Raw genomic sequence first — 18,928 nt, forward strand, 5'->3', positions numbered from 1 at the left:
CACCCTCTACGTTCTATTTCTAAATTTGCTCATAATAATATTGGCGGTTTCTTCGACTGCCTTATTAGTGACATCAATGATTTCACAGCCAACTTTACTCGTGACCTTTTCAAAATAAGCCATCTCTGTTTTAATCCGCTCCACATCGGCATAACTAGCCTGGTCATTTAATCCAAGTGAAATCAACCGTTCTCGCCGAATATGGTTCAGCTTTTCTGGGCTTATTTTCAAACCGTAACATTTTTCTGGTGGAATCGAAAATAATTCCTCTGGAGGGTCCACTTCAGGTACAAGTGGTACATTCGCCACCTTTAAACGTTTATGCGCCAAATACTGAGACAAAGGTGTTTTAGATGTTCTAGATACACCAATTAATACAATATCTGCTTTAAGTAGCCCCCTCGGATCTCGACCATCATCATATTTGACCGCGAATTCAATGGCTTCTACCTTCTTAAAATATTCCTCATCCAACTTACGAACAAGCCCCGGTTCAAGAAGTGGTTTCTTTCCATACATTGATTGTAATTGATCCATTAACGGGCCGATCAAATCAAAAATAACAATGTTTTCTTCAAGCGCTCGTTCTTTCATATATTTTCTAATTTCCGGTTTCACTAACGTGTAAACAATAATGCCACGCTCACCTTTGGCTAAATCGATCACTTCATCAATATGAAACTGATCTTCCACATAAGGGAATCGCTTAATGATCGCATGAGATCCATTAAACTGGCTAACGGCAGCTTTAGCCACTAGTTCAGCCGTTTCTCCTACCGAATCGGAAACAATATAAATAATTGGGTCATTTACCAAATATCAGCAACCTCCTTTTATTTCAGCACTCAATCGTCATCAGCGAGTGATACGAAGGCTTTCGCAATGTTTGTCTTTGTAATTCGTCCGGTCACTTCATAGCCTAAGTCTGTCTTTTTGACAACAGGAACGGAATCGATTTGTTTATCGATCAGATTCTTTGCTACATCCAGCAGTAGATCATCTTTTTGACAAACCGTAATATTAGGCATTCTCGTCATAATAATATTCACAGGAATCGCACTCAAATCCTGTTTCCCAATACTTGCTCGCAATAAATCTTTTCTTGATAACACACCCGCTAAACAAGAATGTTCATCCACAACAAACAACGTGCCAACATCTTCTAAAAACATAGTGACGACTGCATCATACACAGATACATTTTCTCTAACCACAACTGGAATCGCTTGATAATCTCGCACATAAATCTTCATTAAGTTTTCCGTAAGTAGCTGTGTACCCGTTTTCCCCGTATAAAAATAGCCAACTCTCGGTCTCGCATCTAAAAAGCCAGCCATCGTTAAGATCGCTAAGTCGGGCCTTAAAGTCGCTCTCGTTAAATTTAAGCGCTCAGCAATATTTTCACCAGTAATGGGGCCATTCTCTTTCACAATTTGCAATATTTGATCTTGTCGCTTATTTAGTTCCAATGTCCTCACCACCTAACACGCATTAAAGGCACCACATGTTTAGCTACAAGAACTTATGCCCTCCGTCGTAAAGGAGAGCAATATGGTCCGAACAACTAAACATGGATGCTTGAATGAACTAAAAGTGTTATACCATATAAGAAATATTATATACTATTTAACAAAAATGAACAGCATAGTTTATCCTTGTTTTTGTTTAAGACGGCCCTTGCAGTCGTCATTCATGAGGAGTGTCACTGAATAACCGATTATCAATAGAGCAAATCCATACGTAAACTACACCTGTATTCACTTGACTAAAATTGCGTTGAAATCAGCAAATTCCGTAATTATATGAGCAAGTGTTTTCATTTGTTGCAATCGGTTTGTCTTAATATTCGCCTCTTGCGCCATGACCATTGTATGTTCAAAATAACTTTCAATCATTGGTTGAAGACTAGCAAGTAACTGATACTTTTCTTCTACAGATTCAGTTGTTTGTAATCCTTCTTGTACTTGAGTTGTCGCTTGATACAATGCTTTCTCCTCATCATTGGCGAACAAACTTGGGTCAACATCACTTGTGCCTTCCGCTTTTTTCGCTATATTTAACACGCGGCTAAGTGACTCCATCACTTCTTTAAAGTTAGCATCCTCTTTATGAGTCATTAATACGCTAGCTTTTTCAAATAGCGCCGGTAATACGCCAACGCGACCTGCAAGAATAGCGTCAATGATATCATAACGCACCCCTTGCTCTTGTAGATTATATTTAATCCGCATTTTAAAGAAGGCCATTAGCTCTTCTAATAAAGTGTCCGCGTCTTTCTCGCCGATCTCATCCGCTTTTACAATCGCGATCGCTGCTTCTAATACTTGTTCTAACGAAACACTCCACTTTTTATCCGCTAAAATATGGACGATGCCCGCCGCTTGTCTTCTTAGTGCATAAGGATCTTGAGAGCCTGTTGGAATAATGTCGACAGCAAAGCAAGAAACGATCGTATCTAACTTATCCGCTAAGCTTACGAATGCACCTGTTAGTGTAGCCGGTGTATCATCTTCTGCATGGCGCGGCTGGTAATGCTCATTGATCGCCCGAGCGACTTCTTGATCTTCCCCTTTTTGCAACGCATATTTTTCTCCCATGATTCCTTGGAGCTCTGGGAATTCATATACCATTTGCGTCACTAGGTCAAATTTACAAATTTGTGCCGCGCGATCTGCCTTGCTCTTCGTGTCACTATTAGCATCCGTTAATTCAGCCAATGTTACTGCTGTTTTACGAATACGTGCCACCTTTTCTGCCAACGTGCCGATTTTTTCATGATAAACAATCGTTGTCAGTTTGTTTAAAAACGTATCGATCGCTGTTTTCTGGTCTTCTTTATAGAAAAAGTCCGCATCCGCTAGACGGGCACGAAGCACTTTTTCATTACCGTGAGCCACTTTATTTAACGCACGGCTGTCTCCATTACGAACGGTAATAAAGTAAGGCAGAAGCGTTCCATCTTGATCTTTTACCGGGAAATAGCGTTGATGCTCTTTCATCGAAGTAATCAACACTTCTTCTGGCAACTCAAGAAACTCTTGATTAAATGAGCCGTAAAGTGCCGTTGGGAATTCCACTAAGTTGTTGACCTCTTCAAGCAATGTTTCATCGACAGGAATTACCCATGATTGATCTTTTTCAATCGCTGTTAATTGTTCACGAATCATCGCTTTTCTTTTTTCTGGTTCAGCGACCACATATTGTTCTTCTAAACGTTGGACGTAAGTCGAAGCATCTGTGATTTCTACTTGTTCTCCGAGGAAACGATGGCCCATTGTTTGATTGCTTGTAGACACATTCGTGATACTAAACGGAATCACATCTTGACCAAATAAAGCGATGATCCATTTAATTGGACGAATGTAACGCAAGTCATTATCAGCCCAGCGCATATTTTTGCCGAAGTGTAAGCTTGTGATCACTTCGCGAAGTGCTGGCAACAATTCGATCGCTCGTTGACCTTTCACAAACTTATTAACGTGGGCATATTCAATCCCTTTGATTTCTTTAAAATAAATATCCTCGACTGTCATTCCTTGACCGCGCGTAAATCCGATCGCCGCTTTTGACCACTCTCCATCTTCTGAAAGAGCAATTTTCTTCGCTGGTCCTTTCGCCTCTTCTTCCACATCTTGTTGAGCTTCCGCTACATCTTTCACGATGACAGCTAGACGGCGAGGAGTTGAAAATAATTGAATCTCTCCATGCGCAATATTTTGTTCTGTTAGAAATGCGTCTACTTTTTGACCGAGCTGATTCATCGATTCAGTGACGAAACGTGCAGGCATTTCTTCTAAACCAATCTCTAGTAGTACATCTTTTTTATTCATGTTCTGTCTCTCCTTTCCCCTTTAAAATTGGGAATCCTAATTTCTCACGTTCCTCATAAAATGTCTTCGCGATTTGTCTCGCTAAACCACGCATACGACCTAAATAAGCGGTTCTTTCTGTGACAGAAATCGATCCCTTTGCATCTAACACGTTAAAAACATGGGAACATTTCAATACGTAATCATAGGCCGGATGAACAAGCCCTTCATCCATTTGACGCTTTGCTTCTTTTTCATAAATCGTAAATAAGTTAAATAGCATATCCGCATCACTAGTTTCAAACGTGTATTTAGAGTGTTCAAACTCCGGTTGATAGAAAATATCTCTAACTGTGAATCCATCCGTCCACTCTAAGTCAAACACATTTTCTTTTTCTTGAATATACGAAGCAAGACGCTCAATTCCGTATGTAATTTCCACTGAAACTGGTTTACACTCTAAGCCACCAACTTGTTGGAAGTACGTAAATTGCGTAATTTCCATACCATCAAGCCACACTTCCCAGCCAAGACCTGCACAGCCGAGGGAAGGATTTTCCCAGTTATCCTCTACAAAGCGGATATCATGCTCTAACGGATCGATCCCAAGAGCCTTTAATGAATCCAAGTACATTTCTTGAATATTATCTGGAGATGGCTTCATAATCACTTGAAATTGATGGTGCTGATACAAGCGGTTTGGATTTTCCCCATAGCGTCCATCAGCTGGACGACGGCTCGGCTCGACATAGGCGACATTCCAAGGCTCTGGACCAATCGCCCGTAAAAACGTATAAGGGCTCATCGTACCTGCTCCTTTTTCGACATCATAGGCTTGCATTAAAATACAGCCATGTTCAGACCAATGCTTTTGCAATGTTAAAATCATGTTTTGAATATTCATTGTTTAGCCTCTCTTTCTCCTTATGTTAAAAATAAAAAAACTCTCGTCGCTATGCACAAAATTGTACATAGGGACGAGAGTTATACCCGCGGTTCCACCCTACTTGCTATAGAAGATCTATAGCCTCTTTTCAATTAGTTGCTCCAGACTGCCTTCCTTGACGCTCTCTCCCCGGCTCGCACCGTCCCGGGTTCGCTTAAAGTAGAGGAAATCAAGTACTCTCTTCCTTCACTGCAACTTTTTATTATCAATTAAGTATTTAAAATTTAATCGATAATTGCTCTTTTGTCAATCCTCTTGCTTGCGCTCCGTAAAGATCGCTTCCATCTTTTCTAATTGATCGATGAATCTTCGTGACTTTAAAAACAGGCCTGAATATTCATCGTAATACATAGAAATGGCTGCTCGCAGCTCTTTTTTCGTCTCCGGCTTTACATTAATCATTCCAAGTCGCTCTAAGTCGATGTAATAAAATAATCGTAATAACCTGATCGTTGCTTGAGAAAGCGGCAACCGATGAGGGTCAATATTAAAGCAGCAATGACAAAGCAAGCCATTTTCGCGAATGGAAAAAGCGAAGCGACCTTCACTACTTTGACACTGAACACAACTTGACAGCTCCGGACGCAAGCCAATGACTTGCAACATTTTCATTTCAAAAATGTTCGTCAAAATTTCCGCGTCATACCCTTCATTTAAATAATACAGCGACTGCTTTAAAAATTCATATAAGTACGGATTCACCTGCTGATCCTCCGTACTTTTATCTAATAGCTCTACCATATAAGCAGCATAAGCTGTGATCATTAAATCTTCACGAATATGCCGCATCGAGGTAAGCATCTCTCCTTGCTGTAGCGTCCCGAGACCGCTGCCTAGCTGCACAAGAAATTGTCCATGCGTTAACGGCTGAGTGATGGCAGAAAGTCGACTGTTCGGTTTCCTCGCCCCTCTAGCCATAAAAGCTATCTTGCCTTTTTCTCTAGAAAATATGGTCACAATTTTATTTGTTTCACCATAATTGGTGGTACGAATAATGATTCCTTCAACTTTCTGAAGCATGAGAAGGCCATCCTTCCATCCTCCTCAAGTAGTCATCCCAGTCATCGGGAAGTCTAATTCCGCCAGCCTGTGCTCTTGTTCAAACGGGGATCCTTCGTTGTCATTTTTAATTTCCTTGTACAAAAGGTATGCTTCTACACTTCCTGTCTCCGAAAAGACTTTCCAGGTAAAATCCAACATGTTTTTCCCGCCTTTCTTAAAATTGAAACTGGCATTCACTTATGGCTTCTTGTCTTAGCTTCACCGATTCCTTATTGATTATGAGGAGCAAAAATTTCTAGTGTGCTCATTAATAATCGTCTGCACGAAATCCGAAGTCACGAAGATTGGATTGTTTGTTACGCCAATCCTTTTGCACCTTCACCCACAGCTCTAAAAACACTTGAGACCCGAGCAGGTTTTCAATATCGACCCGTGAACGCTTGCCGACTTCTTTCAATAAACTTCCGCGTTTACCGATAACGATTCCTTTTTGTGAATCCCGTTCCACAACGATCGTAGCCATCACATTAATAATCTCTTTATCCTCTCTGCGCTCCATCTTATCAATCACCACCGCAATTGAATGAGGAACCTCTTCTCTCGTTAAATGAAGAACCTTTTCACGAATAAGCTCAGACACAATAAATCGCTCCGGATGATCGGTCACTTGATCCGCTGGGTAATATTGAGGACCTTCTGGCAAAATCTCCTCGATTTGCATCAGCAATCGATCCACATTGTTGCCTTCGAGAGCAGAAATCGGAACAATTTCTTTAAACGGATACAAATCCTTATACTGCTCAATCAGCTCCATTAACTGATCAGGATGAATTTGATCGATTTTATTGAGGACAAGGAACACAGGGGTTTGGATGCCTTGCAGCTTGTCGATAATGAATTCATCTCCACGCCCATAGCCTTCCTCCGCATTAATCATAAACAGCACAAGGTCTACTTCTTTCAATGTATTGACCGCTACCTTCATCATAAAGTCCCCGAGCTTATGCTTCGGCTTATGAATCCCTGGTGTATCGATAAAGATCATTTGTGCATCCTCTTTCGTATAGACACCTTGCACTTTATTTCTTGTCGTTTGCGGCTTATCGCTCATAATAGCGATCTTTTGTCCGATCACTCGATTTAAAAACGTGGATTTGCCGACATTCGGACGGCCGATGATCGAAATGAAGCCTGATTTGTATCTTGTGTTCGTTTGATTATTCATGTAAGTCCTCCGGTGAAAATGCTCCTGGTAATAATTGTTTAACTGTATGTTCTTCTATATCTCCTTGAAGGTTGGTTAAAATAACTTTCATGTCAGGTGGACAAAGCTCGGAAATCACTTGGCGACAAGCCCCACATGGGGGCACAGGACGCTTCGTATCCGCTACAACCGCTAAGGCTGCATATTTAGTTGCTCCTTCCGACCACGCTTTAAACAAAGCGGTCCGCTCCGCACAATTGCACATACTGTAGGCAGCATTTTCAATATTGCACCCTTGAAAGACCTTTCCATCCGTGGTCAAAAGCGCCGCTCCTACTTTAAATTGGGAATAAGGAACATAGGCACGTTCTCTTGCCGCTTTTGCTTCTTGAATTAATTGATGAATATCCACATTCATGCTCCTTTGCTTTCTATTTTAATACAAAATCACTTATTTGTAATCCTTTATCAGTAAAAAATCTGAAAAATCTAACTTTTTAAAAATATTTCCATTAACTTAGGAACAAATAGGATCAATCCTACAATAACAGAAAGAAGCGCATATAACAAAACCGCCCCCGCTGCTAAATCCTTCGCCTGTTTCGCTAACGGATGATACTCTTCTGTCACTAAGTCCACTGTTTTTTCGATCGCTGTATTGATGATTTCTAATACAAACATGCCAAAGACTAAAAACAACACAACAACCCATTCCATGTTCGAAAGGGACAAACATATGCCCGCCCCAATAGCTACCACTGCCGCTGCCATATGAAAGCGAAAGTTCGGTTCATCCATCGCTAATCGAATGCCTTCTAATGCAAATCGATGAGAGGTGAGCAATCGTTTCCAATGAAAGGTTCGTTTATCTTTCGAGACCATACTCTGCTAAAATCTCTCTTTGTTTTGCAAACATCACTTTCTCTTCCTCTTCTGTCATATGGTCATAACCGAGCAAATGTAGCAAACCGTGCACGACAAGAAATCCTAGCTCTCGCTCAAAGCTATGATCATATTCTTCCGCCTGCTCTTTTGCTCGCGGAACAGAAATAATAATATCACCGAGAATACGCGGCAGATCGGTCGCTCCTGTAATCGCCACTTCTTCCTCGCCCATTTCTTCTAGCGCAAAGGAGATGACATCTGTCGGCTGATCTTTATCACGATAGTCGCGGTTAATCTCTTGAATCCTCTCATTGTCCGTCAACGTGATAGACACTTCACTGCCTACGTTTACTCCTTCTTTTTGCGCAGTGAGATTCAATATATCTATGATTAGTTGGCGCGCTTCTTCTCCTAGTTCTTCTACCTCGTCGATAATGTCGATCACTAAATCCATCTGATACCCTCCAATTGTTCAACTTTGCTTAGTAGGAGCTACTTCCTCGGCTCCTGGATATTTAATTCGGGAATGAAAGATTCCACTTAATGATTCACATAAAGTTTTCTTAACGATCTGTAATTCTTTTAACGAAATATCACATTCATCAAATTGACCATCATTCAGTCGGTCGGAAACGATTTGATTAACAAGCGTTTCAATTTGTTCCGCCGTCGGATGATCCATCGATCGAACAGCCGCCTCAACACTATCAGCTATACTGATGACAGCTAGCTCTTTCGTTTGAGGTTTAGGTCCTGCATAGCGAAAATCAGCTTCCTTGATATCAGGATCGGTTTTCTTCGCTTGATAATAAAAATATTTAACAAGTGTCGTCCCATGGTGCTGTTCAGCCACATCAATAATTTCTTGCGGGAGTTTATGCTCCTTTAACATCTTCACCCCGTCCGTCACGTGAGAGATAATAATATCCTTACTGACTTCAGGCGGAAGCTGATCGTGAGGATTCCCTAGACCACCTTGATTTTCAATATAAAACGGCGGATGCTTCGTCTTTCCAATATCATGATAATAACACCCAACTCGCGCTAACAGGCCATTTGCTCCAATTGCTTCACAGGCTGACTCTGATAAGTTAGCTACCATGACGCTATGATGATACGTTCCAGGCGTTTCTGTTAATAGCTTTTTTAGTAACGGCTGATTAGGACTCGATAATTCTATCAGCTTCATCTTTGACAGCATACCAAATGCCGCTTCAAAGAACGGCAACGTCCCCATCGTCAAAACAGCGGATAACAAGCCCGACAAAAAAGAGAATAACGTAAAATACAAAAACTCCGTCTGCGTATACTGGCCGCTGACAAGTAATTTCAAAAATAAAATCACAAAGACATTCACAAGAGAAACGAGCATTCCGGCACGCAATAAATTAATGTTTTTGCTTCCCATTAGGAATAAGATCCCCGCCAAGCCGCTAAATAAAGTATATAGCCCCATCTCCACATTCAATGCTCCATTTAAATGCGCATTAAAAATCATCGTACCACAGGCAGATAAAGCAATCGTAACCATAATAGCAAGCCGCTCATTAACAAGAACGGTTAACAGCATCGCAGCCAGTGCAGCTGGGTAAGCATACGTAAGCTCATAAAAATCACTATACGTTAGTATATCGGCAAGTTTCATCAAAAATAAAGAAACAAGAAAGACGATACTTGACAGCAATAAAGTGGATGTTTTCTTCTCCTTCTCTAAAAGGGAATAGTGAAAGTAATAGTAAAACAAAAATAAAATAACCGCAATAAAAATCAACAATCCGATCACAGGTTTATAAGACGGATCATCCTTTAACAAACCTAATAAGTCTAGCTGACGATATGTCTCTCGATCAATTAAGTGGCCTTCCTGCACAATCACTTGCCCTTGAAGAATGCGAACTGGCTCTACATTATCCATCGCCTGTTGTTTTCTTTCCTCTGTTAATTCCTTATCATGCACAGCTGTCGGTACAATAGCGTAGCGAGCAATGGCCGTTGAGGCATCTTGAAACGGCTCCGGAATCGAAGACGTTTCAATTTGATTCGCAATTTCCGCTTTCGCCGTAGCCACTCCTTCTGCTCGGATTCTATTTTCTAAAGATGACTGAACGAGGTCTGTCGTCTTTTCCTTCAATAAAGCAAGCTCTTTCGGTTCAGCCGCAAGCAAGGAGGACAATTCCTCATCACTAATCACTTTCGCTACATCCTCTGCTTCATTGGTGAAACTTTTCTTTAAAGATGATAGCTGCTCTTTCTCATCATCAGGGTATTTCGTTTTCGCTTCAAGAACAAAATCAAATAACGAGCCGACTAGTAACAATCGATTATTGACGATGTCACCTTTATAAACGTAAGCCTCATCTACTTCTATAGCCGCTCTGTTTCTTTCTTCTTCCGTTTTCTGTTCATCTACTATTGTGACTTGCGATCGAATCGTCCGATCTGAAACCGAAAAGAGTTCGATTTGATACGTTTCCGGTTTCACGTGAGGATACAACAGTACAAACATCAATATCGCCAATAAAGAAAACACAATCAATGCAAGCACTCGATCACTCACATAGGTGCGAATCCGGCAAATCATAGATTGTATATCCATTTCCGCCTCCTGCCAACACTTTAGTTTCACTTCTTAACATATGTAAAATGATAACAGCTTTTTCAAAAAAATTCATGTATCGTCTCGCTGAGCATGTTCAATCTTAAACAAAAAAAGACGGCTCGTCAGCCGCCTCTTATTCTTCTACTTCCTCATACGCTTGAATAATTTTGGCAACAAGCGGATGACGAACGACATCACTTTGCTCTAAATAAATAAATGAAACAGAAGCTACATTCTTTAATATATGCTCAGCTGAGACCAGTCCTGACTGTGCTCCTCTAGGCAAGTCAATTTGCGTCCGGTCGCCTGTAATGACCATTTTTGAGCCAAAGCCAAGACGGGTTAAAAACATTTTCATTTGTGCCTTTGTCGTATTTTGTGCTTCGTCTAAAATGACGAACGCATCATCAAGTGTTCGCCCCCTCATATAAGCAAGTGGAGCGATCTCGATCGTCCCTCGTTCAATCAGCCTTTGCGTATGTTCCGTTCCTAACACATCGTGTAAGGCATCATAAAGCGGACGTAAATACGGATCTACTTTTTCTTTCAAATCACCAGGAAGAAAGCCTAAACTCTCTCCTGCTTCCACCGCTGGACGCGTTAAAATAATTCGTTTGACTTGTCCTTTTTTCAGTGCATGAACAGCCATCACTACCGCTAAATACGTCTTACCCGTCCCCGCTGGACCAATCCCAAATACAAGGTCTTTATGGCGGATCGCACTAATATACTGCTGCTGACCTAACGTTTTAATACGAATGGATTTCCCTTGGGCATTTTTCGTGATTTCCTGCTCATATAGTTCTTCAAGGTATTCAATCGTCCCACGCTTAGCCATTTGTACCGCATTAATAATATCGCGCTCACTAATTTGAATCCCTTTGCGAATGACCATCAACAAGCGATAGATAATTTCCCTCACTAACACCGTTGCGTCTTCCATTCCGGCAATATGAATCGTCTCGCCTCTTGTAATGATCGAAACGTTGAATTCTTCTTCTAATATTGTTAAGTTTTTATCTGACACTCCTAATAAAGCTTGGGCCTCATTTGGATTATCAAGTTGAAGGTTCATTATGTTTTTTTCTTCTGGCATTCTCTATATCTCCTTGAGTAATTGATTGACCTACTGCGATATTTTCTAGCACTTGGAAGTGAACAATTAACTTAACTTTACCATTCTTAATCTGATTGTGTAAAACCTTTTCTCCAGTAATTTTTGCTTTTTCAGACAACTGCTCTTGTAAATCTTCTCTAGCCGCTTGCAAAGCTTGTACCTTCCCTTGCTCTTCTGTGTACACTCGCTGAATTCGCTCACTTTCATAATAGCTCTTCTCAACGTAATGAATCGGCAGCTTCATCCCTAAAAAAGAGATCGGGTGCTCCTTGTTCTCTAATTGCGTGTTCGCAAATGTAGGGTCTTTAAATCCCCACACTTGAAGCTTCATACGATCTACCTTTATATAATGCTTTCTTACATTCTCGCCTGTTAACGTATTGAAACGGGTCGTTAACGGTAGCTCTACCACCGTTTTATACCATGTTTCGCCATATACCTTCCCAGCTGCAGATACTTTTTTAGATTTCTTTTCATCCCCAATATACCCAGAAACTAATAGCTGTCCTTTTCGAACAAATTGGTTTCTTTTGATAACAGCTTGTCCTTTCTCGACGAATATCTGGACAATGACTGCATCTTTTTTTGCCACCAAGTGCTGCGATCCATCTGTTTGTTTTTCTTCCGGAGTAGTTTTTTCCACGACTCGAAAATGGTAGGTGCTTCCCCTCATTTCTACTCCAACCCATGTTAATCCATCCACCTCATGAAATAGTTTCTTCTGCACTGTCTCAGGATCATCTAATGAAAAGATAAATTTACCTTTTTGAACCCCCATTTGGTCTAACTCTTTACGAATTTTATGCTCCATTTCAGGGCTCGCTCCGTTAATATCAATTCGCCAGACAACATTTGATAGCAGCAATACCAACACTAAAAACGCGACCATCCCAAGGATAAATCCCGAGCTTTTGATCATTCTTTTCATCAAGAAAGGCAGCCCTTCTCCTTTTAAAAAAAAGACTTTTCCTTCAAAATCACGAGCATATTTTCTTAAATCTTGAACGTGATGAAGAGAAAGTGCAAATGTAATCGTCCCCATTTCTTGCCGTTTCACTTGCCAAAGAGGGATACGGGAACGAATCAGCTGATTGAGAAATCGTTCAGCTCCTGTTCCTGTAATTTTGACATGGACCACTCCTCTAAAGAAAATAAGCCACTGATTGTTCAACCTTCTCCCTCCTACCCTTCTAAATACATCAGCTTGACGATCTTCCCTTCAAGCAAGATCTCCTCTGGTAAAATCGTTTTAATCGTAAAAGAATGTCCTTGAATCAATAGCTGACCTTTTGTAAGCAACAACCGAACTTCCTTATCTGAAAAAGCAAGTAGACCTCTATGATTTTCGATATAAATATGCAGCTGACCGATGATCGTAATGCGGGGAAGGTCCATCATGACATCTTCGGGTAAGTTCATTGAATTAGCCAGCCAATTTTTCATTTGTTGGCCCCACTTTTTCGCCATAAAAAAGAACCCTCCTTTCCTTTCAAATGTATGAAAAGAAAAGAGGGTTCATGTCAGTTTATTTGCGACGGCGTGCCTTAGGCGGACTAAGTACTTGTGAAAAAATAATGCCCTTTAATAGATCGTCTTCTTCTATTTCATACGAAGAGGGCCTTTCTTCTTTCACTTTCAATCGTTCTTGTCTGACGCTGCCGATTCTTTGCTCTAGCTGTCTTGAAGGTGGAGCTATTTCTACTTTCACTTCTTCGACAGCTTGCTTTAACTCACTAACTGTTTTTTTCTTGTTCGTTTCAGGTAGACGAGCCACTGGTCCTGGTGATTTTTTGTCTTTTTCATTGTCGCTAAATCGGTTGAAAATGTTCACAATGATCCCAATCACAATCGCTACAATAATCGATTCAATCGCAAAGACCTCCCTTCAAGCCAAGACAGACGAGTTATTTCTCGTCGTCCTTTCTATCCTTTTTTCCACCAGCCATTTTGCCAATTGAACCACGCATATCTGTGTCCGCATCAATATTTTTATAATTCATATAATCCATGACACCGATATTGCCACTGCGTAACGCCTCAGCCATCGCTAAAGGTACGTCCGCTTCTGCTTCTACCACTTTCGCATGCATCTCTTGTACGCGCGCTTTCATTTCCTGCTCCGTCGCCACAGCCATTGCACGACGTTCTTCCGCTTTCGCCTGTGCAATATTTTTGTCCGCTTCCGCTTGCTCTGTTTGCAATTCAGCACCGATGTTTTTACCGATATCTACATCAGCAATATCAATCGATAAAATTTCAAACGCTGTTCCGGCATCTAGCCCTTTAGAAAGGACCGTTTGCGAAATCATATCTGGATTTTCAAGTACTTTTTTGTGATCATTACTAGAACCAATTGTACTAACAATTCCTTCACCGACACGAGCAACGACGGTTTCTTCACCGGCACCCCCGACGAGGCGGTCAATATTGGCACGCACCGTAATACGAGCTTTCGCTTTCACTTCAATCCCATCCATCGCAACCCCGGCAATAAACGGTGTTTCAATCACCTTTGGATTAACGCTCATTTGTACTGCTTCAAGCACATCACGACCAGCAAGATCAATCGCTGCACAGCGCTCAAACGTTAATTCAATGTTGGCACGATGCGCGGCAATCAAAGCATTGACGACACGGTCGACATTTCCTCCCGCTAAGTAGTGACTCTCTAATTGGTTCGTTGATACGTTAATTCCTGCTTTTGACGCTTTAATGAGGGGGTTAATCACTCGACTTGGAATAACACGACGAAGCCTCATCCCGATCAATGTCAAAATACTCACCTTTACTCCAGCAGCTAACGCTGAAATCCAGAGCATGACCGGTACAAACGTCAATAAAATTGATAACAAAATAATGCCGATGACAACGGCCACACCTACCATAATTAAACTAGTGTCCATTCTATTTCCTCCTTTATTCTTCCAATTCTCTTACAACAATGCGTGAACCTTCTACCTTAATAATTTTCACCGACTTTTCGGCATTAATAAAACCGCCTTCAGTGACCGCATCAAGCCGCTCTCCATCAACCATTACTGTACCCGCTGGTCGAAATGGCGTTTTCGTGATTCCTATTTTTCCAATTAGTTCCGAACGATTGACGTTAGATACGTAGCCGCTTTCTGTACTAGTCGAATCCTTTAAAATCATTCTCTTGAAAAATTTCATCTTTTTACCAAACACCTTTACCATTAAAATCATGCCAAGGGTCGCGATCACCATGGCAATTAATAACGAAATACCCATCCATTTGACATTATCACCGGCGAGTAAAATGCTACCGGTGACAGCTGAAATTCCAAGAAAGCCAGCAATACCACCTGGTAAAAACAACTCAGCGACAATTAATATGACACCGATAACAAACAATAATACCGATTCATATCCAGCTAAACCAGCAACAAGATGGCCATAGAAAAATAACAATAAAGAGGATAATCCGATCGAACCCGGCACACCAAACCCTGGAGAATACAACTCTAAAACGAGACCGAGGCTAGCAAGCGACAATAGAATAGGTACGACAATAGGGTTTGTCACAAATCGAGCAATTTTATCTGCCCAGCTCTCTTCCATCTGTTTGATCGGCGATTGTTCAACTTTTTCTTCCTTTAATACATCCGCTAACTGATCAACCGTCGCCTTTGAATAACCAGCTGCTAGCGCTTGCTTAGAGGTGAACGTTAACAATTCTCCTTTAGGCGCATCATATTGCGGCAAGTCGATGTTAGGGTCAGCCATAGCGATCGCATACTTAGGATCAAGCCCACGTTGTTCAGCCACACCCTTCATCGCTGAGCGCCAATAGCTTTGCGCTTTCTTATCAGCCATATTCCCTTGCTGATCAATAATGGCCGCTGCTCCCATTTGTGCGTTAGGCACCATATAGATCGCATCGGCATGAAGAGAAATATACGCTCCGGCTGACAATGCTTGATTGTTAATAAAGGCAACTGTCCGAATATCTGTTTCATCTAACAATTTTCCAATATCCCCTGCCGCATTGACAAGCCCACCAGGAGTATGCACTTCAAGTACAATTAACTCGGCCCCTTGCTCCTTCGCCTCCTCTATCCCACGCTGCATAAACCCATACAAGCCCTTCTCGACCTCATGATGCACTGGAATCACATAAACAGGCTTACTCTCAGCTTGCGAAACTGTCGGCAAACATATCCCCACAATCAATAATACCAAACTAAACAAAAAAAGCCCGTAATTTTTCACCACACTCACCACCTCACCTTCCTACTATACGAACAACCACACAAAAAAGTTTCAATTAAAACGAAAAGCGGAAAGCGCTGATCAGCGGCGTATGGACTGGAACGATCCGATCGAGATAAAGGAAACACGATGAACGACAGTGAATCGATGTTGACTTATCGCCAAGTATAAAAAAGAGATGGCAACAATCGCCATCTCTTTTTTATGATAATTTTGTCTGAACTAGCTTATTCACTGTTCCGCCGTCAGCTTTACCTTTGACTTTCGGCATGAGCGCACTCATTACTCTACCCATATCAGCTTTAGAGGAAGCATTCACTTCTACAATTGTTTCCTGAACAATCGCTTCTAATTCTTCTTCTGAAAGTTGCTCCGGCATGTATATGTTCACGTAAGTTAGTTCAGTTTGAATTTTTGAAACCAGATCTTCACGTCCTGCTTTCTCAAACTCATGGAGGGAGTCTTTGCGTTGTTTCACTTCGCGAGAAAGTACGGCTAATTCGTCATCTTCTGCCAACTCTTTGCCTGCTTTAATCGCTTCGTTTTGCAAGGAAGCTTTAAGCATGCGAATGACAGTCAATTTGTCTTTTTCTTTGTTTTTCATCGCTTGCTTCATATCATTATTTAAACGCTCGAGAAGACTCATTCTTACACCCTCTCTCTCTTTACCACTTACGTTTTCTAGCCGCTTCAGATTTCTTTTTACGCTTCACACTTGGCTTTTCGTAGAATTCACGCTTTCTAAATTCTTGTAAAGTTCCAGTTTTGGAAACAGAGCGTTTGAAACGACGTAGAGCCTCTTCAAGTGATTCGTTTTTACGAACAACTGTTCTTGACATTTCTCTTTCCCTCCCTCCGAACACTTACGATTACATGTTCCGTTATGGAAATTCCATGTACTAAATAATTATAATACAAGCAATTATAACGGTCAAGAAATTTTCTTTACAAAACGTCAGCTAATTAATAATCCGCGTCCGCTTGAAGTCCTTGAACGATCTTTACACCAGAACTAGCCCCAATTCTTGTTGCACCAGCTTTGATCATATTTTCCGCATCTTCTTTACTGCGGACACCGCCAGACGCCTTCACACCGATATCAGGCCCAACTGTTTGGCGCATTAGCGTAATATCCGCAACCGTCGCGCCGCCTGTTGAAAAGCCTGTCGATGTTTTCACATAGTCTGCTTCTGCTTGGACAGCGAGTTCACAAGCTTTTTGTTTCTCTTCATCTGTTAACAGGCAAGTCTCAATAATCACCTTCGTTAACGCTTGACCTTTAGCCGCAGATGTAACCGCTTGAATATCTTTCAATACTGTCTCATCATCTCCGTCTTTTAAGGCACCAATATTGATGACCATATCCACTTCTTCAGCACCGTTTTCAATGGCATTCTTCGTCTCAAACGCCTTTACTTCTGATGTCATAGCTCCTAGCGGAAAACCAATCACTGTACATACTTTTACTGGCGTTCCTTGTAACTGTTCACTTGCATAAGACACCCATGTTGGATTAATACAAACAGAAGCGAATTCATAGGTCTTTGCTTCTTCACAAAGTTTCCTTACCTCTTCTTTTGTTGCATCCGCTTTTAATAATGTATGGTCAATCATTTTTGCCACTTGTTCAAATTGATTTGTCATAAATGATGATCTCCCTTCAGACAAGTTGTCCGTACATCTCTATCTTACCATCGCCACTATAAAATTGCGAGAATGCACGATATTGTTTTTTACTTTCTAAAAATAAAAAAGCCTTTCATGCAATTAGTTATTGCACAAAAGGCGATAGATTAATTCACTGCATTTAATTCTTCTTCTAGCACTCGGACAAATTGGCCTTCATTGTATGGATAGCCAGCTTTCGTGATTTTCACTTTCACGATTTGACCAACCATTTCTTCTGTTGCTTCAAACACTACTTTTAAATAGTTGTCTGTATAGCCGACATATAAACCTTCTTTATCTCCTTCTTTAAAAGGCTCTTCCGGAATCACTTCAAGCACTTCTCCTTCAAAACGAGAAGCATATTCCTTCGCTAATTGATCAGAAAGCTCAATTAAACGGTGAACACGTTCGTTCTTCACTTCTTCATCGACTTGATCATCCATTCTCGCAGCTGGTGTACCTGTACGTTTGGAATAAGGGAAAACATGAAGCTCAGAAAACTTATGCTCTTTAATAAAATTATACGTTTCCATAAATTCTTCTTCTGTTTCACCAGGGAAACCTACAATGACATCAGACGTTACAGCCAATCCTGGTAATGCTTGCTTCAAGCGGTTCAAACGATCAGCGAAATGCTCCATCGTGTATTTACGACGCATTCTTTTCAACACGGTGTTTGAGCCAGATTGCAATGGAATATGCAGATGTCTCACTACAATGTTTGAACGATCAATCACATCAATCACTTCATCTGTCAATTGGCTTGCTTCAATTGACGAAATACGGATACGCTTTAAGCCGTTAACTTTTTCTAAATCAGCCAAAAGCATCGCTAAATTGTAATCCTTCATATCCGAACCGTATCCGCCTGTGTGAATACCTGTTAACACGATTTCCTTATAACCCGCATCTACAAGCTGCTGTGCTTGACGAAGCACTTCTTGCGGATCACGAGAACGCATTAAGCCGCGCGCCCACGGAATAATACAGAACGTACAAAAGTTATTGCAGCCCTCTTGAATTTTTAAAGAAGCACGTGTGCGGTCCGTGAAAGCCGGTACATCTAATTCTTCGTATACGCGGTTTTTCATAATGTTGCCGACGCCATTAATCGGTTGACGCTCTTGTTTAAATTGCTCAATATAGTCAATCATTTTCGTCCGGTCTTGTGTTCCGACAACAACGTCTACTCCGGGAATCGCCATAATTTCAGCTGGCGATGTTTGCGCATAACAACCAGTAACACAAATAACCCCGTCTGGATTTTTACGAACTGCTCGACGAATAACTTGACGACTTTTCTTGTCTCCTGTATTCGTCACAGTACATGTATTGATGACATAAACATCTGCTGTTGCTTCAAAATCAACTCTCTCGTAATTCTGGCTTTTAAACAGCTGCCAGATCGCTTCTGTTTCATAATGGTTTACTTTACATCCAAGTGTTTGGAATGCCACTGTTGACATTA

The 18,928-nt window shown here is 41.2% G+C and carries 21 protein-coding genes; all 21 read right to left on the minus strand.

Translation table 11 applies throughout. The annotated features are described in order from the left end of the window. Positions 1-6 precede the first annotated feature (6 nt). Complete coding sequence (locus tag ACSVDJ_RS11730; RefSeq protein WP_439168911.1) at positions 7-816, minus strand: pyruvate, water dikinase regulatory protein; 810 nt, start codon at positions 814-816, stop codon at positions 7-9. A 29-nt stretch (positions 817-845) separates the two neighbouring features. After that, positions 846-1,478: a transcriptional regulator CcpN gene (ccpN, locus tag ACSVDJ_RS11735; protein ID WP_439169103.1), complete on the minus strand. Its 633-nt coding sequence runs from the start codon at positions 1,476-1,478 to the stop codon at positions 846-848. 279 nt (positions 1,479-1,757) lie between these two features. Next, positions 1,758-3,830 carry a glycine--tRNA ligase subunit beta gene (gene glyS / locus ACSVDJ_RS11740; RefSeq protein ID WP_439168912.1) on the minus strand — a complete coding sequence of 691 codons (2,073 nt, stop codon included), beginning with the start codon at positions 3,828-3,830 and terminating at the stop codon, positions 1,758-1,760. Further along, positions 3,823-4,713, minus strand: a complete 891-nt coding sequence (glyQ, locus tag ACSVDJ_RS11745; protein WP_439168913.1) for a glycine--tRNA ligase subunit alpha — start codon at positions 4,711-4,713, stop codon at positions 3,823-3,825. Before glyQ ends, glyS begins: the two co-directional genes overlap by 8 nt. Before the next feature lie 288 nt (positions 4,714-5,001). Then, positions 5,002-5,775 carry a DNA repair protein RecO gene (gene recO, locus ACSVDJ_RS11750; protein WP_439168914.1) on the minus strand — a complete coding sequence of 258 codons (774 nt, stop codon included), beginning with the start codon at positions 5,773-5,775 and terminating at the stop codon, positions 5,002-5,004. Between the two features lie 24 nt (positions 5,776-5,799). Continuing rightward, positions 5,800-5,955, minus strand: a complete 156-nt coding sequence (locus tag ACSVDJ_RS11755; RefSeq protein WP_094835765.1) for a YqzL family protein — start codon at positions 5,953-5,955, stop codon at positions 5,800-5,802. Between the two features lie 109 nt (positions 5,956-6,064). Next, positions 6,065-6,982: a GTPase Era gene (gene era / locus ACSVDJ_RS11760; RefSeq protein WP_439168915.1), complete on the minus strand. Its 918-nt coding sequence runs from the start codon at positions 6,980-6,982 to the stop codon at positions 6,065-6,067. Continuing rightward, positions 6,975-7,379, minus strand: a complete 405-nt coding sequence (locus tag ACSVDJ_RS11765; RefSeq protein WP_518618899.1) for a cytidine deaminase — start codon at positions 7,377-7,379, stop codon at positions 6,975-6,977. Before ACSVDJ_RS11765 ends, era begins: the two co-directional genes overlap by 8 nt. A 71-nt stretch (positions 7,380-7,450) precedes the next feature. After that, positions 7,451-7,843, minus strand: coding sequence for a diacylglycerol kinase family protein (locus ACSVDJ_RS11770; RefSeq protein WP_439168916.1), 393 nt, complete (start codon positions 7,841-7,843; stop codon positions 7,451-7,453). Continuing rightward, positions 7,827-8,300 carry an rRNA maturation RNase YbeY gene (gene ybeY, locus ACSVDJ_RS11775; protein WP_439168917.1) on the minus strand — a complete coding sequence of 158 codons (474 nt, stop codon included), beginning with the start codon at positions 8,298-8,300 and terminating at the stop codon, positions 7,827-7,829. Before ybeY ends, ACSVDJ_RS11770 begins: the two co-directional genes overlap by 17 nt. Before the next feature lie 18 nt (positions 8,301-8,318). Beyond that, a complete protein-coding gene (locus tag ACSVDJ_RS11780; RefSeq protein ID WP_439168918.1) occupies positions 8,319-10,442 on the minus strand; it encodes an HD family phosphohydrolase in 2,124 nt (707 codons plus the stop codon). A 136-nt stretch (positions 10,443-10,578) separates the two neighbouring features. Then, positions 10,579-11,541 carry a PhoH family protein gene (locus tag ACSVDJ_RS11785; protein ID WP_439168919.1) on the minus strand — a complete coding sequence of 321 codons (963 nt, stop codon included), beginning with the start codon at positions 11,539-11,541 and terminating at the stop codon, positions 10,579-10,581. Continuing rightward, complete coding sequence (gene yqfD / locus ACSVDJ_RS11790; RefSeq protein ID WP_439168921.1) at positions 11,504-12,733, minus strand: sporulation protein YqfD; 1,230 nt, start codon at positions 12,731-12,733, stop codon at positions 11,504-11,506. Before yqfD ends, ACSVDJ_RS11785 begins: the two co-directional genes overlap by 38 nt. Before the next feature lie 11 nt (positions 12,734-12,744). After that, entirely contained in the window at positions 12,745-13,029 is a 285-nt protein-coding gene (yqfC, locus tag ACSVDJ_RS11795) for a sporulation protein YqfC (protein ID WP_338750192.1), read from the minus strand. A gap of 58 nt (positions 13,030-13,087) precedes the next feature. Beyond that, positions 13,088-13,432 (minus strand): hypothetical protein, encoded by a 345-nt coding sequence (locus ACSVDJ_RS11800; protein WP_518620653.1) that lies wholly within the window; start codon positions 13,430-13,432, stop codon positions 13,088-13,090. A 34-nt stretch (positions 13,433-13,466) separates the two neighbouring features. Next, complete coding sequence (floA, locus tag ACSVDJ_RS11805) at positions 13,467-14,447, minus strand: flotillin-like protein FloA (protein WP_439169105.1); 981 nt, start codon at positions 14,445-14,447, stop codon at positions 13,467-13,469. A gap of 31 nt (positions 14,448-14,478) precedes the next feature. After that, complete coding sequence (locus tag ACSVDJ_RS11810) at positions 14,479-15,795, minus strand: NfeD family protein (RefSeq protein ID WP_439169106.1); 1,317 nt, start codon at positions 15,793-15,795, stop codon at positions 14,479-14,481. A gap of 199 nt (positions 15,796-15,994) precedes the next feature. Beyond that, on the minus strand, positions 15,995-16,438 hold the full coding sequence (locus ACSVDJ_RS11815; protein ID WP_439168924.1) for a GatB/YqeY domain-containing protein: 444 nt from the start codon (positions 16,436-16,438) through the stop codon (positions 15,995-15,997). A gap of 19 nt (positions 16,439-16,457) precedes the next feature. Further along, positions 16,458-16,631 carry a 30S ribosomal protein S21 gene (gene rpsU, locus ACSVDJ_RS11820; protein WP_094836917.1) on the minus strand — a complete coding sequence of 58 codons (174 nt, stop codon included), beginning with the start codon at positions 16,629-16,631 and terminating at the stop codon, positions 16,458-16,460. 124 nt (positions 16,632-16,755) lie between these two features. Next, a complete protein-coding gene (gene deoC, locus ACSVDJ_RS11825; RefSeq protein WP_439168925.1) occupies positions 16,756-17,436 on the minus strand; it encodes a deoxyribose-phosphate aldolase in 681 nt (226 codons plus the stop codon). Between the two features lie 149 nt (positions 17,437-17,585). Further along, positions 17,586-18,926 (minus strand): tRNA (N(6)-L-threonylcarbamoyladenosine(37)-C(2))-methylthiotransferase MtaB, encoded by a 1,341-nt coding sequence (gene mtaB / locus ACSVDJ_RS11830; protein ID WP_439168927.1) that lies wholly within the window; start codon positions 18,924-18,926, stop codon positions 17,586-17,588. Positions 18,927-18,928 lie beyond the last annotated feature (2 nt).

This window comes from Bacillus sp. Hm123, assembly GCF_051842975.2.
Lineage (GTDB): Bacteria > Bacillota > Bacilli > Bacillales > Domibacillaceae > Bacillus_CE.

Bases quoted from the DNA above. Each gene is read 5' to 3' on its own strand.
- glyS (WP_439168912.1), bottom strand. From the start codon at position 3,830: ATGAATAAAAAAGATGTACTACTAGAGATTGGTTTAGAAGAAATGCCT.
- glyQ (WP_439168913.1), bottom strand. From the start codon at position 4,713: ATGAATATTCAAAACATGATTTTAACATTGCAAAAGCATTGGTCTGAA.
- recO (WP_439168914.1), bottom strand. From the start codon at position 5,775: ATGCTTCAGAAAGTTGAAGGAATCATTATTCGTACCACCAATTATGGT.
- ACSVDJ_RS11755 (WP_094835765.1), bottom strand. From the start codon at position 5,955: ATGTTGGATTTTACCTGGAAAGTCTTTTCGGAGACAGGAAGTGTAGAA.
- era (WP_439168915.1), bottom strand. From the start codon at position 6,982: ATGAATAATCAAACGAACACAAGATACAAATCAGGCTTCATTTCGATC.
- ACSVDJ_RS11765 (WP_518618899.1), bottom strand. From the start codon at position 7,379: ATGAATGTGGATATTCATCAATTAATTCAAGAAGCAAAAGCGGCAAGA.
- ACSVDJ_RS11770 (WP_439168916.1), bottom strand. From the start codon at position 7,843: ATGGTCTCGAAAGATAAACGAACCTTTCATTGGAAACGATTGCTCACC.
- ybeY (WP_439168917.1), bottom strand. From the start codon at position 8,300: ATGGATTTAGTGATCGACATTATCGACGAGGTAGAAGAACTAGGAGAA.
- ACSVDJ_RS11780 (WP_439168918.1), bottom strand. From the start codon at position 10,442: ATGGATATACAATCTATGATTTGCCGGATTCGCACCTATGTGAGTGAT.
- ACSVDJ_RS11785 (WP_439168919.1), bottom strand. From the start codon at position 11,541: ATGCCAGAAGAAAAAAACATAATGAACCTTCAACTTGATAATCCAAAT.
- yqfC (WP_338750192.1), bottom strand. From the start codon at position 13,029: ATGGCGAAAAAGTGGGGCCAACAAATGAAAAATTGGCTGGCTAATTCA.
- floA (WP_439169105.1), bottom strand. From the start codon at position 14,447: ATGGTAGGTGTGGCCGTTGTCATCGGCATTATTTTGTTATCAATTTTA.
- ACSVDJ_RS11815 (WP_439168924.1), bottom strand. From the start codon at position 16,438: ATGAGTCTTCTCGAGCGTTTAAATAATGATATGAAGCAAGCGATGAAA.
- rpsU (WP_094836917.1), bottom strand. From the start codon at position 16,631: ATGTCAAGAACAGTTGTTCGTAAAAACGAATCACTTGAAGAGGCTCTA.
- deoC (WP_439168925.1), bottom strand. From the start codon at position 17,436: ATGACAAATCAATTTGAACAAGTGGCAAAAATGATTGACCATACATTA.
- mtaB (WP_439168927.1), bottom strand. From the start codon at position 18,926: ATGTCAACAGTGGCATTCCAAACACTTGGATGTAAAGTAAACCATTAT.